This window comes from Aurantiacibacter suaedae (assembly GCF_005434915.1).
Lineage (GTDB): Bacteria > Pseudomonadota > Alphaproteobacteria > Sphingomonadales > Sphingomonadaceae > Alteraurantiacibacter > Alteraurantiacibacter suaedae.
The window spans coordinates 743,217-756,531 of the sequence record NZ_SKCG01000001.1 but is presented as its reverse complement, the minus strand read 5'-3'; the positions used below and the strand labels follow the sequence as shown (position 1 = coordinate 756,531).

Genomic DNA, 13,315 nt, shown 5'->3' with positions numbered 1-13,315 from the left:
GCGCTGCGCCAATGATTCCCGAGCTGGTTTCGTCAGCCCGGAACATGTCACCCGATTACCCCGACCCGGCACTATATTGCATCCGGGCGAGACAAGGACACTTTGATGGTCAAGCCAGAATGGGGCTCCAAGCGCACCTGCCCCAAGTGCGGTGAACGCTTCTACGATCTGGGCAAGGAAGACCCGGTCACCTGCATCGAATGCGGCAACGAATGGACGCCCGAGCCGGTGCTCAAGTCCAAGCAGCCGATTCCGTTCGAGGAAGAGAAGAAGACCGAAGGCAAGGAAGCCGACTCGGATCTTAGCGGCGACGATGACGATCTCGAGGATATCGACGAAGACGATGATTCGCCCGATAACGACGTCGACCTCGGCGGCGACGATGATCTCGGCGTCGCCACCGGCGACGACGACAAGGAAGATGATACCTAAAGCTATGCGCAGCCCCATCCGGGGCTGCGTCCTCCCGGCTGTTCCCTCCGCGACGCTGCGGGGCCGGTCCGGGCGGCCAGTCGGCCTTGCCTTCGCTTCGCTCGGAGCGTTGAGTTCGGCGGCTCCAATATGCTCGTCACCCCGGACTTGATCCGGGGTCGGGCGTCTACCCCGGGGAGCGAAGCAAACTTTTCCTGCGGGGAGAAGCGAAACGCAAAAAACCCTCTTGCGCAATCGGCAGCACCCTTCTAGAGGGCTGCCTCCCGGACGCACTCAGTGACCGGGGCATTGAATGGAACGGGGCCTTAGCTCAGCTGGGAGAGCGCAACACTGGCAGTGTTGAGGTCAGCGGTTCGATCCCGCTAGGCTCCACCATTCCCGGATATGTCGATATCCGGCCATTATCGGGCTGCAAACGGCAGCTTTCTGCGCTTCCGGTGCTCACGGGCAGAAGCCCGCTCCGCTCCGGTTCTCGAAAGCCACCATTTTCGCCTCGATCCTGACCGGATCTCAACATACCCGATTGTATTGGGTTCATAGGGGTTCGCCCCACGCTGGCCGACGAGGTTTCGTCCGCCGGCGTTTTTCGCGTTTGGCCCCCGTCATCTGTTTTGGGGGCTGGCGCACAGTTTGGAGTTGTGGCGCGCATGTTCGATACGCTGTCCGATCGGTTGAACGGTGTCTTTGACCGCCTGCGCGGACGCGGGGCGCTGTCCGAACAGGATGTGCGCGACGCCATGCGTGAGGTTCGCGTCGCCCTGCTCGAAGCCGACGTGGCGCTGCCGGTCGCGCGCGACTTTATCGCCAAGGTCACCGAACGTGCGGTGGGCCAGGAAGTCCTCAAGTCGGTCACGCCGGGTCAGCAGGTCATCAAGATCGTCAACGACGAGCTGGTGGCGATGCTCGGCGGCGGCGATACAGAGCGCGGCGAGGCCGTCCCGCTGAACCTCGATGTCCGCCCGCCTGCCGTGGTGATGATGGTCGGCTTGCAGGGCTCGGGTAAGACCACCAGCACGGCCAAGATCGCCCGCCTGATAAAGGCCAAGATGGGCAAGAAGGCCCTGATGGCCTCGCTCGACGTCAACCGTCCGGCGGCGCAGGAGCAGCTCAAGGTCCTGGGCGAGCAGGTCGAGGTGGCAACGCTGCCGATCGTCGCCGGCCAGCAGCCGGTGGATATCGCGCGCCGCGCGCTCGAATCGGCCAAGTTGCAGAACGTCGACGTGCTGCTGCTCGATACTGCAGGCCGCCTGCATGTCGATGAAGCGCTGATGGCCGAGATGAAGGCCGTCGCCAGCGTGGCGACGCCTGCCGAAGTGCTGCTGGTGGTCGATTCGCTCACCGGTCAGGACGCGGTGAACGTTGCACAGTCGTTCTCGAACGAGGTGCCGCTTACCGGCGTGGTGCTTACCCGTATGGACGGCGACGCGCGCGGCGGCGCGGCTTTGTCGATGCGCGCCGTCACCGGCAAGCCAATCAAGTTCGCGGGTACCGGCGAGAAGCTCGATGCGATCGAGCTGTTCCACCCCTCGCGCATGGCCGACCGTATTCTCGGCATGGGCGACGTGGTCAGCCTGGTCGAAAAGGCAGCCGAGAACATCAAAGCCGAAGAGGCTGAGGAACTCGCCAACCGCATGATGAAGGGCAAGTTCGACCTGAACGACCTTCGTATGCAGTTGAAGCAGATGCAGAATATGGGCGGCCTCGGGATGCTTGCGGGCATGATGCCGGGCATGAAGAAGGCCAAGGCGGCGATGCAGTCCTCGGGCGTCGACGACAAGGTGCTGGTCCACATGGATGCGATCATCGGCTCGATGACGCCGAAGGAGCGTTCGCGCCCCGAACTGCTGAACGCCAAGCGCAAGAAGCGCGTTGCGGCGGGATCGGGAACCTCGGTGCAGGAGGTCAACAAGATCCTCAAGATGCACCAGGAAATGGGCCGCGCGATGAAGCAGATCAAGAAGATGGGCGGGCTGAAGGGCCTGGCCGCGATGTTCGGCGGCGGTGGCGGCGGGCTGGGCGGAATGCTCGGCGGTGGCGGTGCCGGTGGCGGCGCAGGCGGCTTGCCCGGTGGCAGCAGCGGCGGCCTTCCACCCGACATTGCGAATTTGATGAACAAGAAGTGATTTCAGAGATTTAATTCAGAAAGGTTATCTACAATGGCAATTGCAATCCGGCTCGCTCGTGGTGGCGCCAAGAAGCGTCCGTACTATCGCATCGTGGTGGCCGACAGCCGCCGTGCCCGTGACGGCAAGTTCCTCGAGCAGGTCGGCACCTACAACCCGCTGCTCGCCAAGGACGACGAAGGCCGCGTGAAGCTGATCGAGGATCGCATCCGCTACTGGCTCGGCGTTGGCGCCCAGCCGACCGACCGCGTGCACCGCTTCCTCGACAAGGCGGGCATCCTTGAGCGCGAAGCCAAGAACAACCCGAAGAAGGGCGAGCCGGGCGAAAACGCCAAGGAACGCGCTGAAGAGAAGGCCGCCAAGATCGCTGCCGCCGAGGAAGCAGCCAAGGCTGCCGAGGAAGAGGCGAAGGCCGCTGCTGCCGCTCCGGCTGAAGAAGCGCCCGCTGAAGAGGCGCCCGCTGAGGAAGCTCCGGCTGCTGAAGAGGCTGCTGCCGAAGAAAAGTCGGAAGGCTGATTATGTCCACCCGCTCGCCCTGAGTCCTTTGAATGGCTCGGGGCGAGCGGAGTGGTTTCTCGAATTATGAGCCAGGCACAGACCATCACCCTTGCCGCCATTGCCGGCGCGCATGGCGTTAAGGGCGAGGTCCGCCTGAAACTGTTCGGCGAGGGGCTGCCTTCGCTCAAGCAGCACAAGTCCTTCAACGAAGGCACCCTCACGCTCGCCAAGCTGCGCGACGATGGGAAGGGCGGGGCAATCGCCCGCTTTGCCGAAGTCAGCAGCCGCAGCGATGCGGAAAAACTGCGCGGCACCGTCTTGGCCGTGGCGCGCGATGCCCTCCCGCCGCTGGCCGAGGGTGAATACTATCACGCCGACCTGATCGGCCTGCCTGCCGTTTCCGACACGGGTGAGCCTCTGGGCCGCGTGGTCGCGGTCGAGAACTTTGGCGCCAGCGACATTATCGAGATCGAACGCCCCGCCGAAGAGGGCAAGAAACCGCAGCGCTTCATGGTGCCCATGCGGCCTGAGGCTGTGCCCCAGTGGAACGCTGAACGGCTCGTGGTTAGCGCCGACTTCGCTGACCTTTGACGCTTCCCGCGATTGCGCGGCCCACCAGTCGGGGCTAGCGCAGCGGCATGATTGTCGAGCTTTCCATTTTCGTTGCCACCCTCACGGTTCCTGCCGTCATCGGCTTTGGTCTGGGCACCATACGGCCCGGCAACAAGCGCGTGACCAACGGCCTGATCGCCGCCGCACCTGTAGCGGTGGGCTCCTTCGCCTTCGCGGGGTGGATCGCGCTGACGCAGGACATGAGCTGTAAGGTCGAGCCGTGCCAGAACACGGCACCCCTGTGGGCGATCGTGATGTTCGTGCTTGGAGTGGTGACCTTCATCACCGGACTCGGCGTGGGCATGATTGCCGATGCTTTCGCGCGCAACCGGGCTGAGAAGGCCGCCGAATGACCTTCGCCGCGACCGTCCTTACGCTGTACCCCGACATGTTCCCCGGTCCGCTCGGCCTGTCGCTGGCCGGGCGCGCGCTGGAGCGCGGCGACTGGACCTGCCAGACCGTGCAGATCCGCGATTTTGCGCAAGACAAGCACCGCACTGTCGATGACACGCCCGCAGGCGGTGGGGCGGGGATGGTGCTGAAGGCCGATGTTATGGCGCGGGCGCTCGATTCCGTCGCCGATGCGCGCCCCATCCTCGCCATGACCCCGCGCGGAAAGCCGATCACGCAGGAGCGTATCCGCGCCATCGCGCAAGGGCCAGGCGTCACCCTGATCTGCGGCCGGTTCGAGGGCTTTGACGAGCGCCTGTTCGAAGCGCGCCCCGCCATTGAGGAGGTGAGCCTTGCCGACATCGTGCTCTCGGGCGGAGAAACCGCCGCGATTGCCATACTCGATGCTTGCATTCGCCTGCTTCCCGGCGTAATGGGCGCGCCTTCTAGCGGAGATGACGAGAGCTTCGAAAGCGGCCTTCTCGAATACCCGCAATATACCCGACCTTATGAATGGGAAGGGCGCACGATCCCTGAAGTGCTGCGATCGGGGGATCATGCGAGGATCGAGGCATGGCGAAAGCACATGGCCGAAGATACCACACGGCTACGCAGGCCGGACCTTTGGGAACGCCATGGGGGCGATCCGGGTCTGTCTGCCTCTGGTGCGCGGCGTGAAAATAAGGATTGAGACCATGGGTCTTATTCAGGAACTGGAAGCGGAAAACATTGCCGCTCTCACCGAGGGGAAGGAAATCCCCGAATTCCGCGCTGGTGACACCGTGCGTGTCGGCGTGAAGGTTATCGAAGGTACGCGCAGCCGCGTGCAGAACTTCGAGGGCGTCGTAATCGCCCGTTCGAATCGTTCGATCAACAGCAATTTCACCGTCCGCAAGCTCAGCTTCGGCGAAGGTGTGGAGCGTGTGTTCCCGCTCTACAGCCCCAACATCGATTCGATTACCGTGGTCCGTCGCGGTGTCGTGCGGCGGGCCAAACTCTACTATCTGCGCGGCCGTACCGGCAAGCGCGCCCGCATCGCCGAGCGTCGGGAGAATGTCGGCCAGTAAGGCCGTCCTTCCGAAAATCACCCAAGTTCGACGAAGGGGCGCCCTGGCAGGATCGGTCAGGGCGCCCCTTTTCGTTTTGCGTCTTCAAGGTTTGTAATGTTGTCGAGTTCCTCACCGTCTGCGGTCTCAGCCGCGTCCGGCCAGCACCGTGCGTTTGGCGGGATTGAGCAGCTGGTCGAAGGGGCGAGCTTCGTTTTCTTGCTGATATTCGCGCTGGTCAACTGGATCGCGATCCACCGGCGTGCTGGCAACCGCGCCATGGCCATGGTGGGGCTGATCGGTGCGCTGCCAGGTACGGTGATGCTGGTCGCCTATCTCACGGGGCTGGTCTAGCCCCACGCAACGAATTTTACAGGCCGCATCCGGGAAGGATCGGCCGACAATGAAGGGAATGTAAGAATGGGTTATCGTGTGGTTGTGGTCGGAGCGACGGGCAATGTCGGGCGCGAGATGCTCGCCATTCTTGCAGAGCGCGAATTTCCGATTGACGAGATTGCCGCAGTTGCCTCTTCGCGCAGCCAGGGGACCGAGATCGAGCTGGGCGACACCGGCAAGATGCTCAAGTGCAAGAACCTCGAACATTTCGACTTTACCGGCTGGGACATCGCTCTGTTCGCGGCGGGCAGCGGCCCGACCAAGGAATATGCCCCCAAGGCCGCCGCAGCCGGCTGCGTGGTGATCGACAACTCGTCGCTGTTCCGCATGGACCCCGACGTGCCGCTGATCGTGCCCGAGGTGAACCCCGAGGCGATCGAGGGCTACAAGAACAAGAACATCATCGCCAACCCCAACTGCTCGACCGCGCAGCTGGTGGTGGCGCTGAAGCCGCTGCACGATGCCGCCAAGATCAAGCGCGTGGTGGTGAGCACCTATCAGTCGGTTTCCGGCGCAGGCAAGGAAGGCATGGACGAGCTGTTCGAACAGAGCCGTGCGATCTTCGTCAACGATCCGGTCGAGCCGCGCAAGTTCACCAAGCAGATCGCCTTCAACGTCATCCCGCACATCGACGTGTTCATGGATGACGGCTCGACCAAGGAAGAGTGGAAGATGGTGGTCGAGACCAAGAAAATCCTCGATCCGAAGGTGAAGATGGCGGCCACCTGCGTGCGCGTGCCGGTGTTCGTCGGCCACTCGGAAGCGATCAACATCGAGTTCGAGAACGAGATCAGCGCCAAGCAGGCGCAGAAAATCCTGCGCGAGGCGCCGGGCGTGATGCTCGTCGACAAGCGCGAGGACGGCGGATACGTCACCCCGGTCGAATGCGCGGGCGACTATGCGACCTTCGTCAGCCGCGTGCGCGAAGACCCGACCGTCGACAACGGCCTGCAGATCTGGTGCGTGTCGGACAACCTGCGCAAGGGCGCCGCGCTGAACGCGGTGCAGATCGCCGAGCTGCTTGGCCGCACGCAGCTCAAGAAGGGCTGACGAGGCCCACAACCCGCCGCGGCGCTGGCTTTCGAGCTCCGGCGCGGCGGGTGACTTGGTCGGGCAATCCTTCTGTGTAACAGGCACCGGCAACAATATGTCGCGAAGGAGAACCGGATGAGCACCGAGCATAAGGGCGCCTATGTCGAATATGCGCCGCTTAACGAACCGAAGCCGTTTGGCGAGAACGTGTGGATCGTCGACGGGCCGGAAATCCACATGGATCTGGGCCCGTTCAAGGTACCCTTTCCCACTCGCATGACCGTGGTCCGGCTCGCCGATGGCGGGCTGTGGCTGCACTCTCCCATCGCGCCCAATAAGGCGCTGTTCGCCGCCATCGAGCAGCTGGGCGAGGTGCGTTGGCTGGTCGCGCCCAACTCGATCCACTACTGGTTCATGGCCGACTGGATCGAACGTTTCCCCGAGGCCCAAAGCCTCGCCGTCCCCGATCTCGACGTGAAGGCCAAGCGCCCGTTCCGCATCGACACCAAGCTCGAAGACGGCACGCGCTTCCCTTGGTCCGATGAGATCGACTGGCTGTTGGTCCCCGGCACCAGCTTCAGCGAGGCGGTGTTTTTCGTGAAGTCGGCACGGCTCCTGGTGCTGGTCGACCTGATCGAGAACTTCGAACCCAAGCGTGTAAAAAACCCGCTGCAACGCTGGGCGATCCAGCTGTTCCGCGCCAACGGCAGCCTGCCTTACGATGCGCGCCTGACCTTCCGCCCGAAGATGCGCGAAGTGCGCGAGCAGGTGGCGAAGATGCTCGCATGGCCGATCGAGCGCGTTACCATGACGCACGGCAAGCCGATCACCGAGGACGTTCCCGCCGCACTCAAGCGGGCCTTTCGCTGGGCGACCTAGCCACCGTAGCGCGGTGATTTGCGCATAAAGAGCACCAGCGGCACGGCGGCCAGGCACAGCCAGCTCATCAGGCGGAAGTCGTTGAGATAGGCGATCATCATCGCCTGCCGCGTCACCTCGGCGTCGACAATGGCCAGCCCGGCCTGGCCGTATTGCTGGTATCTTTCGAGGCTGGAAATATCGAGCGCCGATGTCACTTCCGGCGTGATGTGCGCGGCGAGTTCGGCATGATTGCGCTGCGTCTCGTTCGCCGCGAGCGTCATCACCACCGAAATGCCCACCGACGAGCCGACCGAGCGCGAGAGGTTGAGCAGGCTTGAGCCGTCGGTGCGCAGTTCGGGCGGCAGGGTGGCAAAGGCCGTGGTGTTCAGCGGAATGAACACGAAGCCGATCCCCAGACCCTGGATGAAGCCGGTGATCATGAAATCCCAGCGCGCGATGTCGAGTGTCCACCCGCCCATCTCGTGCAGCGACCAGAAGGTGATGATGAACCCGAAGGCGACCTGCCAGCGCGCATCGACGCCCTTCTTCAGCAGCAGCCCCGATAGCTGCATCGTGATGAGGACGCCCACGCCGCGCGGCATCAGCACCAGGCCGGTATCGATCACGTCATAGCCGAACAGCCCTTGCAGCATCGGCGGCAGAATCGCGATGGTGGCAAACATGGCCACGCCGACGATGAACAGGAATATGGCCGCGATCACGAAGTTGGCATTGGCGAACAGTCGGCGGTCGAACAGTGGACCCGGCGCTGTCGAGAGGTGGATCACGCCGATCCATGCACCGGTCAGCATCAGACCGATATAGATGAAGGTCTCGGCCGAATCGAACCAGTCCACCGTATTTCCGCGGTCTAACAGGAGCTGAAGCGAGGCCAGCGCCAGCGCCACCATGGCAAAGCCGAACAGGTCGAACCGGCGGTGGCGGATTTCGCGGCTCGGCAGCTCGGCCAAGAGGATGATGATGCAGATGATGCCGAACGGCACATTGACGAAGAACACCCAGCGCCAGTTGGCGATCTCGGTCAGCCACCCGCCGAGCACCGGGCCGATAATCGGCCCCACGATCACCCCCATGCCCCATAAAGCGATGATCTGCGGTTGCTTGCTGGGCCGCGTGGTGTCGAGCAGCGCGCTCTGGCTCAGCGGCGCGATAAAGGCGCCGCCGCAGCCTTGGAGAGCGCGGAACAGCACCATCTGTTCAAGGTTCTGCGCGATCCCGCACAGCATCGAGGCAAGCACGAAGATCACCACCGAGATCAGGAACAGCCGCCGCGAGCCGATCCGGTCGGCCAGCCAGCCGGTGATCGGCAAGGCCACGGCACTGGCAATGATATAGCTGGTGAGCACCCAGCTGATGGTATCGGGCGTTGCGCTGAGCGAGGCGCGCATGTGCGGGATCGCCACATTGGCAATGGTCACGTCGAGCACCTGCAACAGCGAGGCGATCATCACCCCGACGATCAACAACAGGTGGTTGCGGACCGGCAGCTGGGCAACGTCGGCAGGCGCGGTGGTGGGAGCGGGGGAGCCCGCCAGACCCTTACCACTGCCGCGCCCGGCGACGCTTGCCATCCTACTCAGCCTCTTGGGCCGAGCTCGCTTCAGTGAACACCGTCACCTCGGTCGAGAGTCCCGCGATCAGCGGGCGCGGGCTCTTGTCGTCGACCGCGATCCGCACCGGTATGCGCTGCGTCACCTTGACCCAGTTTCCGCTGGCGTTCTGCGCCGGCAGCACCGAAAACTCGCTGCCGGTGCCCGCACCGATCAAGGCAACGTGGCCCTTCAGCACCACGCCAGGGAAGGCATCGAAGCGCATTTCGGCCCGCTGGCCCACGTCCATATCGTCAAGATCGGTTTCCTTGAAATTGGCCTCGACGTAGGTGGTCTGTTCCTCGACCAGAGTGAGCACGGGCAGGTTGGGCAGCACCTGCTGGCCAACCTGAAGCCGGTCTGCCTCGGCCACGCGGCCCGCAGCGGGGGCATGGACTTCTGTGCGGCGCAGGTCGAGCTGGGCGCTGGCGCGCTGGGCTTCACCGGCTGCGATCTGCGGGTTCACGCCCGGGACGGCGCTTCCGTTGGAAAGCCGGGCGCGGGCCTCGCGCTGGCGGGCCTCAGCTTGCCGCAGCGCTTCGCGTGCCTGCGTGACCGCGTGCTGGGCGGCGTCGTAGTCGGCCTTGGTGGTGAAGCCACGCTCCCACAATTGGCGCTGACGCTCGAAGAGACTCTCGGCAAAAGCGATGTCTTCGCGCGCGGCGGCAATATCGACGCCGGTAAGGTCGGTGTCGTTTTGCAGCGTCGTGAGATTGGCCTGCGCGCCTGCGATTGCGGCATTGGCTTGCTGGATTTGCAATTCGTAAGGCTCGGGGTCGATCTGGAACAGCAGCTGCCCGGCCTCCACCTGGTCGCCTTCCGCCACCATCACCTTAACGATGCGCCCGCCGACCTCGGCGCTGACGGCGACCATATCCTGCTTTACATAGGCGTTGTCGGTGCTGATCTTGCCCTGCAAGCTCTGCCAGTAGATGAAACCGGCCACGATCAGGGCAATCGGCAGCGATACCATCAGTGCAAGGCGGCCAAGTAGGCGCTTGGGTGGCTGCTGATCGGAGCGGGCTGGGTCGGCGTTGGGGCTGTCTGTTCCAGGCTCGCGGCCCGGCGCGGGATCAGGGAAGTCTGACATTACGGCAACAAATCCTGCACTTGGTTCGCCCCATCTAGGTCGGTGCGTTGCACTTAGCAACCTGGACCAGAGCGGCCTTGCGCAATCGCAAACAGCCTGCCACCGCTGGGCTTATGAGCGATCTCCAAACCGAAACGATCAGCAGCTTCGACGGCACCCCGCTGGCCATTCACCGCCTGGGCGAGGGCAGACCGGTGCTGCTGTTGCACGGGCTGTTTTCTTCCGCACAGATGAACTGGATCCGTTTCGGTCATGCGGCTCTGCTGGCCGAGGCCGGGTTCGAATGTCTGATGCCCGACCTGCGCGCGCACGGTGAAAGTGCGGCGCCGCACGATCCTGCATCCTATCCGCAAGGCGTGCTGACGCAGGATTTGGCGGCGGTGGTCGCTGAACTGGGCCTGGTCGACTATGACCTTGTCGGCTTTTCGCTCGGCGCGCGTACTGCGGCGAGCGGCGTTATTGCTGGGCTCAGGCCGCGGCGGCTTGCGCTGTGCGGAATGGGGTTGGAGGGGCTTTCAGGCTGGGAACGGCGCAGCGCTTTCTTCATCGACGCAATCGACCGGTTCGACGAAGTGAAGCGCGAGGATGGGGCGTTCATGGCGGTTGCGTTCATGAAGCAGATGAAGGTCGACCGGGTGGCGGCGCGGCTGTTGCTGCAGGCGGTGGACGATATTGCGGTCTCCGACCTTGCGGAGGTCACGATACCCACTGCCGTCATCTGCGGTGACAAGGATGGCGATAATGGATCGAGCGAGAAGCTTGCAGAGGCGCTGACCGATGCGCGCCACGTGACCATTCCGGGCACACATATGAGCAGCGTGACCGAAGCTGAATTGGGTGTCGCAATTCGGGAATTTCTGACGAAAAGCTAGGCACTTGGCGGGTATGGCGCAAATTTGCACCGGTTCGTCGCCGGGGGCAGGAACCCGCTCGCCTCGACCGTGGTTTCTCTCTCAATAGAACAAGCAGGAGAGATGCGATGGAATACGAGTTGATCGATCGTCCTCAACGAGAGCCCGCCGAGCGTGCCGAAAAACGCCAGCGCGGCATCTTCATCCCCGATGAGGATCGCGAAGCCAACAGGCAGGAGCCTGTCTCGGGCCAAATGGAGGGATAGCGTCCACTCACCCCAATGGCCGCAAAAAAGGGGGCGTTGCCAATATCGGCAACGCCCCCTTTTTGTCCACTAGCGGAGCGCTCAGCCTTCGGCTTCGCCCTCTTCAGCGGTTTCTTCTTCGCCAGCATCGGCGCTCGGCAGTTCGCCGAGTTCGCGATCCGGGTCGAGCGCTTCGGTGAAGCCTTCCGACTCGCCGCGTTCGTCTTCGTTCATCTGCGCGATGACATCGACGCCCTGGCTCTGCAGTTCGGCTTCGTCTTCCGAACGCGCGACGTTCGCCTTCACGATGACCGAAACCTCGGGGTGCAGCGTGATGGTCACGTCGAACATGCCGATGGTCTTGATGGGCGCGCCCATGATGACCTGACGCTTGTCGACCGCGTGGCCCTTGGCATTGAGCGCGGCAGCCACGTCGCGAACGTTGACCGAGCCATAAAGCTGGCCCGAGTTCGAGGCCGAGCGGATCAGCACGATCTCTTCGCCGTTGACCTTCTCGCCCTGCTTTTCAGCGTCGGTGCGCTTCTCGGCGTTTTCGGCTTCGAGACGCTCACGGTTGGCTTCGAACACCTTCTTGTTCGCTTCATTGGCGCGCAGCGCCTTCTTCTGCGGAAGGAGGAAGTTGCGGGCATAGCCGTCACGCACGGTGACGATGTCACCGATCTGGCCGAGCTTTTCGACGCGTTCGAGGAGAATGATATCCATGATCTGTTCTCCCTTACTTCACGATGTAGGGCAGCAGGCCCAGGTGACGGGCGCGCTTGATCGCTTTGGCCAGCTCACGCTGCTTCTTGGCGGAAACGGCGGTGATGCGCGAAGGCACGATCTTGCCACGCTCGGACATGAAGCCCTGCAGTAGGCGCACGTCCTTGTAGTCGATCTGCGGAGCGTCCTTGGCCGCGAACGGGCAGGACTTGCGGCGGCGGTAAAACGGGCGTGCCATCAGTCACGATCCTCCCGGCTTTCGCGGCGCTTACGCTCGCGATCGTTCTTGCGCATCATGACCGAAGGGCCGTCCTCGTGGTTCTCAACCGCGATGGTGAGCCAGCGAATGACGTCTTCGTTGATGTTGTTCTGGCGCTCCAGCTCAGCCACGAGGTCACCCGGACCATCGATGTTAAGCATGACGAAGTGCGCCTTGCGGTTACGGTCGATCTTGTAGGCGAGGCTCTTGAGGCCCCAGGTCTCGGTCTTCACGACCTTGCCGCCCATCTTTTCCACGGTTTCCGTGGCGCTGGCAGCAAGCGCATCGACCTGAGACTGGCTCAAATCCTGACGCGCAAGAAACACGTGCTCGTAAAGAGCCATGCTTGCTTCCTTTCATGTTTCCGCCGATCGCTGGCATCCCGCGCGGATCGCAGGGCCCCTCCGGCTTTCTTCAAATCCCACCCACGCAGGAGTGGTTTCCACGGGGTCCGTCGACCCCGCGGAAGCGGCGCTCATAGCGGAAAGGGTGATGAATGCAAGCGTTGCAAATCGGCGCGCTTGCGGCATGACAGCAAGCTTTGGGTGGACACCGCCTCAAGGGCAAGGGGAGACAAAGATAATGACATTTGCTGGAAAGCGCTTCGCAAAGGCGGCCGCCGCCGCCGTGTTGGCCGCGACGGCGGCGGTTCCGGTCGTTGCGCAGGACGTGCCAGAGCCGGGGTTGGACTTGCTTTATCGCTCGGTCGTGAAGCTTGGCCCCACCATCGAGGTGGGCGAGACCGCGCGCGGCACGCGGCGGATCATTCCGATTATCGGCGGCAGCTTCGAAGGCCCGGAGATCAAGGGCGAGATACTGCCAATGGGCTGGGACTGGCAGCTTGACCGCGCCGATGGCTGCACCGAACTGGTTGCCGACTATTTCCTGCGCACGGACGATGACGTGGTAATCAACGTCGTCAATTCTGGCGTTGTGTGCCGGCCGGCAGACGGCGGTTTGCCGCTGCCGGTGCGCACGAGCCCGGTGTTCGAGTCGCCGCTGGGGAAGTATCAATGGCTTGGCGAGGGAGGCTATATCGCAACGCTCGGGTTCGATCCCACCGCGACGGAACCTGCGGTGGTGATAACGGTCTATCGCGCTAACTGAGGTGCTAGCGGGGGAACCGTTCGTCTCGCCCAGCCATTGG

At 63.2% G+C, this 13,315-nt stretch carries 18 protein-coding genes and 1 tRNA gene; 14 read left to right on the top strand and 5 right to left on the bottom strand.

Features of this window, described 5'->3' with window-relative positions:
• Positions 1-105 precede the first annotated feature (105 nt).
• From E0473_RS03555 to E0473_RS03510, 11 genes are all read left to right on the top strand, one after another.
• The gene (locus tag E0473_RS03555; RefSeq protein ID WP_137679456.1) at positions 106-432 is read left to right on the top strand and encodes a TIGR02300 family protein; all 327 of its coding nucleotides are present in this window, start codon (positions 106-108) and stop codon (positions 430-432) included.
• A gap of 299 nt (positions 433-731) precedes the next feature.
• Positions 732-807, top strand: a tRNA-Ala gene (locus E0473_RS03550).
• A 272-nt stretch (positions 808-1,079) separates the two neighbouring features.
• Positions 1,080-2,555, top strand: coding sequence for a signal recognition particle protein (gene ffh, locus E0473_RS03545; RefSeq protein WP_137679455.1), 1,476 nt, complete (start codon positions 1,080-1,082; stop codon positions 2,553-2,555).
• 33 nt (positions 2,556-2,588) lie between these two features.
• The gene (rpsP, locus tag E0473_RS03540; RefSeq protein WP_137679454.1) at positions 2,589-3,071 is read left to right on the top strand and encodes a 30S ribosomal protein S16; all 483 of its coding nucleotides are present in this window, start codon (positions 2,589-2,591) and stop codon (positions 3,069-3,071) included.
• 66 nt (positions 3,072-3,137) lie between these two features.
• Complete coding sequence (gene rimM / locus E0473_RS03535; protein WP_137679453.1) at positions 3,138-3,644, top strand: ribosome maturation factor RimM; 507 nt, start codon at positions 3,138-3,140, stop codon at positions 3,642-3,644.
• 47 nt (positions 3,645-3,691) lie between these two features.
• Complete coding sequence (locus tag E0473_RS03530; RefSeq protein WP_137679452.1) at positions 3,692-4,018, top strand: hypothetical protein; 327 nt, start codon at positions 3,692-3,694, stop codon at positions 4,016-4,018.
• On the top strand, positions 4,015-4,746 hold the full coding sequence (gene trmD, locus E0473_RS03525) for a tRNA (guanosine(37)-N1)-methyltransferase TrmD (protein ID WP_137679451.1): 732 nt from the start codon (positions 4,015-4,017) through the stop codon (positions 4,744-4,746). The genes E0473_RS03530 and trmD overlap by 4 nt, the downstream gene beginning before the upstream one ends.
• Positions 4,747-4,750: 4 nt before the next feature.
• Positions 4,751-5,122: a 50S ribosomal protein L19 gene (gene rplS, locus E0473_RS03520; RefSeq protein WP_137679450.1), complete on the top strand. Its 372-nt coding sequence runs from the start codon at positions 4,751-4,753 to the stop codon at positions 5,120-5,122.
• Between the two features lie 198 nt (positions 5,123-5,320).
• The gene (locus E0473_RS15705; protein ID WP_277751502.1) at positions 5,321-5,455 is read left to right on the top strand and encodes a hypothetical protein; all 135 of its coding nucleotides are present in this window, start codon (positions 5,321-5,323) and stop codon (positions 5,453-5,455) included.
• A 66-nt stretch (positions 5,456-5,521) separates the two neighbouring features.
• Positions 5,522-6,547 (top strand): aspartate-semialdehyde dehydrogenase, encoded by a 1,026-nt coding sequence (locus tag E0473_RS03515; RefSeq protein WP_137679449.1) that lies wholly within the window; start codon positions 5,522-5,524, stop codon positions 6,545-6,547.
• Between the two features lie 117 nt (positions 6,548-6,664).
• Positions 6,665-7,408, top strand: a complete 744-nt coding sequence (locus tag E0473_RS03510; protein WP_137679448.1) for a DUF4336 domain-containing protein — start codon at positions 6,665-6,667, stop codon at positions 7,406-7,408.
• On the opposite strand, the gene E0473_RS03505 is transcribed toward E0473_RS03510, so the two are convergent.
• Positions 7,405-8,982 carry an MDR family MFS transporter gene (locus E0473_RS03505; protein WP_137679447.1) on the bottom strand — a complete coding sequence of 526 codons (1,578 nt, stop codon included), beginning with the start codon at positions 8,980-8,982 and terminating at the stop codon, positions 7,405-7,407. The genes E0473_RS03510 and E0473_RS03505 overlap by 4 nt on opposite strands.
• Before the next feature lies 1 nt (position 8,983).
• Positions 8,984-10,090, bottom strand: coding sequence for an HlyD family secretion protein (locus E0473_RS03500; RefSeq protein ID WP_162848936.1), 1,107 nt, complete (start codon positions 10,088-10,090; stop codon positions 8,984-8,986).
• A gap of 113 nt (positions 10,091-10,203) precedes the next feature.
• Between E0473_RS03500 and E0473_RS03495 the strand changes: the two genes are divergently transcribed.
• Both E0473_RS03495 and E0473_RS15360 read left to right on the top strand, forming a co-directional pair.
• On the top strand, positions 10,204-10,962 hold the full coding sequence (locus E0473_RS03495) for an alpha/beta fold hydrolase (RefSeq protein WP_137679446.1): 759 nt from the start codon (positions 10,204-10,206) through the stop codon (positions 10,960-10,962).
• Positions 10,963-11,069: 107 nt separating this feature from the next.
• Positions 11,070-11,207, top strand: a complete 138-nt coding sequence (locus E0473_RS15360; RefSeq protein WP_161981502.1) for a hypothetical protein — start codon at positions 11,070-11,072, stop codon at positions 11,205-11,207.
• An 81-nt stretch (positions 11,208-11,288) separates the two neighbouring features.
• Here the strand turns inward: E0473_RS15360 and rplI are convergent, their stop codons facing one another.
• Genes rplI through rpsF form a run of 3 tightly spaced genes read right to left on the bottom strand, consistent with a single transcriptional unit; the run spans position 11,289 to position 12,512 of the window.
• Positions 11,289-11,909 (bottom strand): 50S ribosomal protein L9, encoded by a 621-nt coding sequence (gene rplI, locus E0473_RS03490; RefSeq protein ID WP_137679445.1) that lies wholly within the window; start codon positions 11,907-11,909, stop codon positions 11,289-11,291.
• Positions 11,910-11,922: 13 nt separating this feature from the next.
• The gene (gene rpsR, locus E0473_RS03485; protein ID WP_119592324.1) at positions 11,923-12,147 is read right to left on the bottom strand and encodes a 30S ribosomal protein S18; all 225 of its coding nucleotides are present in this window, start codon (positions 12,145-12,147) and stop codon (positions 11,923-11,925) included.
• Entirely contained in the window at positions 12,147-12,512 is a 366-nt protein-coding gene (gene rpsF / locus E0473_RS03480; RefSeq protein WP_137679444.1) for a 30S ribosomal protein S6, read from the bottom strand. The genes rpsR and rpsF overlap by 1 nt, the downstream gene beginning before the upstream one ends.
• 238 nt (positions 12,513-12,750) lie before the next feature.
• Between rpsF and E0473_RS03475 the strand changes: the two genes are divergently transcribed.
• The gene (locus E0473_RS03475) at positions 12,751-13,275 is read left to right on the top strand and encodes a DUF3237 domain-containing protein (RefSeq protein WP_137679443.1); all 525 of its coding nucleotides are present in this window, start codon (positions 12,751-12,753) and stop codon (positions 13,273-13,275) included.
• Positions 13,276-13,315 lie beyond the last annotated feature (40 nt).

What these genes read in the sequence shown, in the direction of transcription:
- E0473_RS03555 (WP_137679456.1), top strand. Translation starts at nt 106, where the DNA reads ATGGTCAAGCCAGAATGGGGCTCCAAGCGCACCTGCCCCAAGTGCGGT.
- ffh (WP_137679455.1), top strand. Translation starts at nt 1,080, where the DNA reads ATGTTCGATACGCTGTCCGATCGGTTGAACGGTGTCTTTGACCGCCTG.
- rpsP (WP_137679454.1), top strand. Translation starts at nt 2,589, where the DNA reads ATGGCAATTGCAATCCGGCTCGCTCGTGGTGGCGCCAAGAAGCGTCCG.
- rimM (WP_137679453.1), top strand. Translation starts at nt 3,138, where the DNA reads ATGAGCCAGGCACAGACCATCACCCTTGCCGCCATTGCCGGCGCGCAT.
- E0473_RS03530 (WP_137679452.1), top strand. Translation starts at nt 3,692, where the DNA reads ATGATTGTCGAGCTTTCCATTTTCGTTGCCACCCTCACGGTTCCTGCC.
- trmD (WP_137679451.1), top strand. Translation starts at nt 4,015, where the DNA reads ATGACCTTCGCCGCGACCGTCCTTACGCTGTACCCCGACATGTTCCCC.
- rplS (WP_137679450.1), top strand. Translation starts at nt 4,751, where the DNA reads ATGGGTCTTATTCAGGAACTGGAAGCGGAAAACATTGCCGCTCTCACC.
- E0473_RS03515 (WP_137679449.1), top strand. Translation starts at nt 5,522, where the DNA reads ATGGGTTATCGTGTGGTTGTGGTCGGAGCGACGGGCAATGTCGGGCGC.
- E0473_RS03510 (WP_137679448.1), top strand. Translation starts at nt 6,665, where the DNA reads ATGAGCACCGAGCATAAGGGCGCCTATGTCGAATATGCGCCGCTTAAC.
- E0473_RS03505 (WP_137679447.1), bottom strand. Translation starts at nt 8,982, where the DNA reads ATGGCAAGCGTCGCCGGGCGCGGCAGTGGTAAGGGTCTGGCGGGCTCC.
- E0473_RS03500 (WP_162848936.1), bottom strand. Translation starts at nt 10,090, where the DNA reads ATGTCAGACTTCCCTGATCCCGCGCCGGGCCGCGAGCCTGGAACAGAC.
- E0473_RS03495 (WP_137679446.1), top strand. Translation starts at nt 10,204, where the DNA reads ATGAGCGATCTCCAAACCGAAACGATCAGCAGCTTCGACGGCACCCCG.
- E0473_RS15360 (WP_161981502.1), top strand. Translation starts at nt 11,070, where the DNA reads ATGGAATACGAGTTGATCGATCGTCCTCAACGAGAGCCCGCCGAGCGT.
- rplI (WP_137679445.1), bottom strand. Translation starts at nt 11,909, where the DNA reads ATGGATATCATTCTCCTCGAACGCGTCGAAAAGCTCGGCCAGATCGGT.
- rpsR (WP_119592324.1), bottom strand. Translation starts at nt 12,147, where the DNA reads ATGGCACGCCCGTTTTACCGCCGCCGCAAGTCCTGCCCGTTCGCGGCC.
- rpsF (WP_137679444.1), bottom strand. Translation starts at nt 12,512, where the DNA reads ATGGCTCTTTACGAGCACGTGTTTCTTGCGCGTCAGGATTTGAGCCAG.
- E0473_RS03475 (WP_137679443.1), top strand. Translation starts at nt 12,751, where the DNA reads ATGACATTTGCTGGAAAGCGCTTCGCAAAGGCGGCCGCCGCCGCCGTG.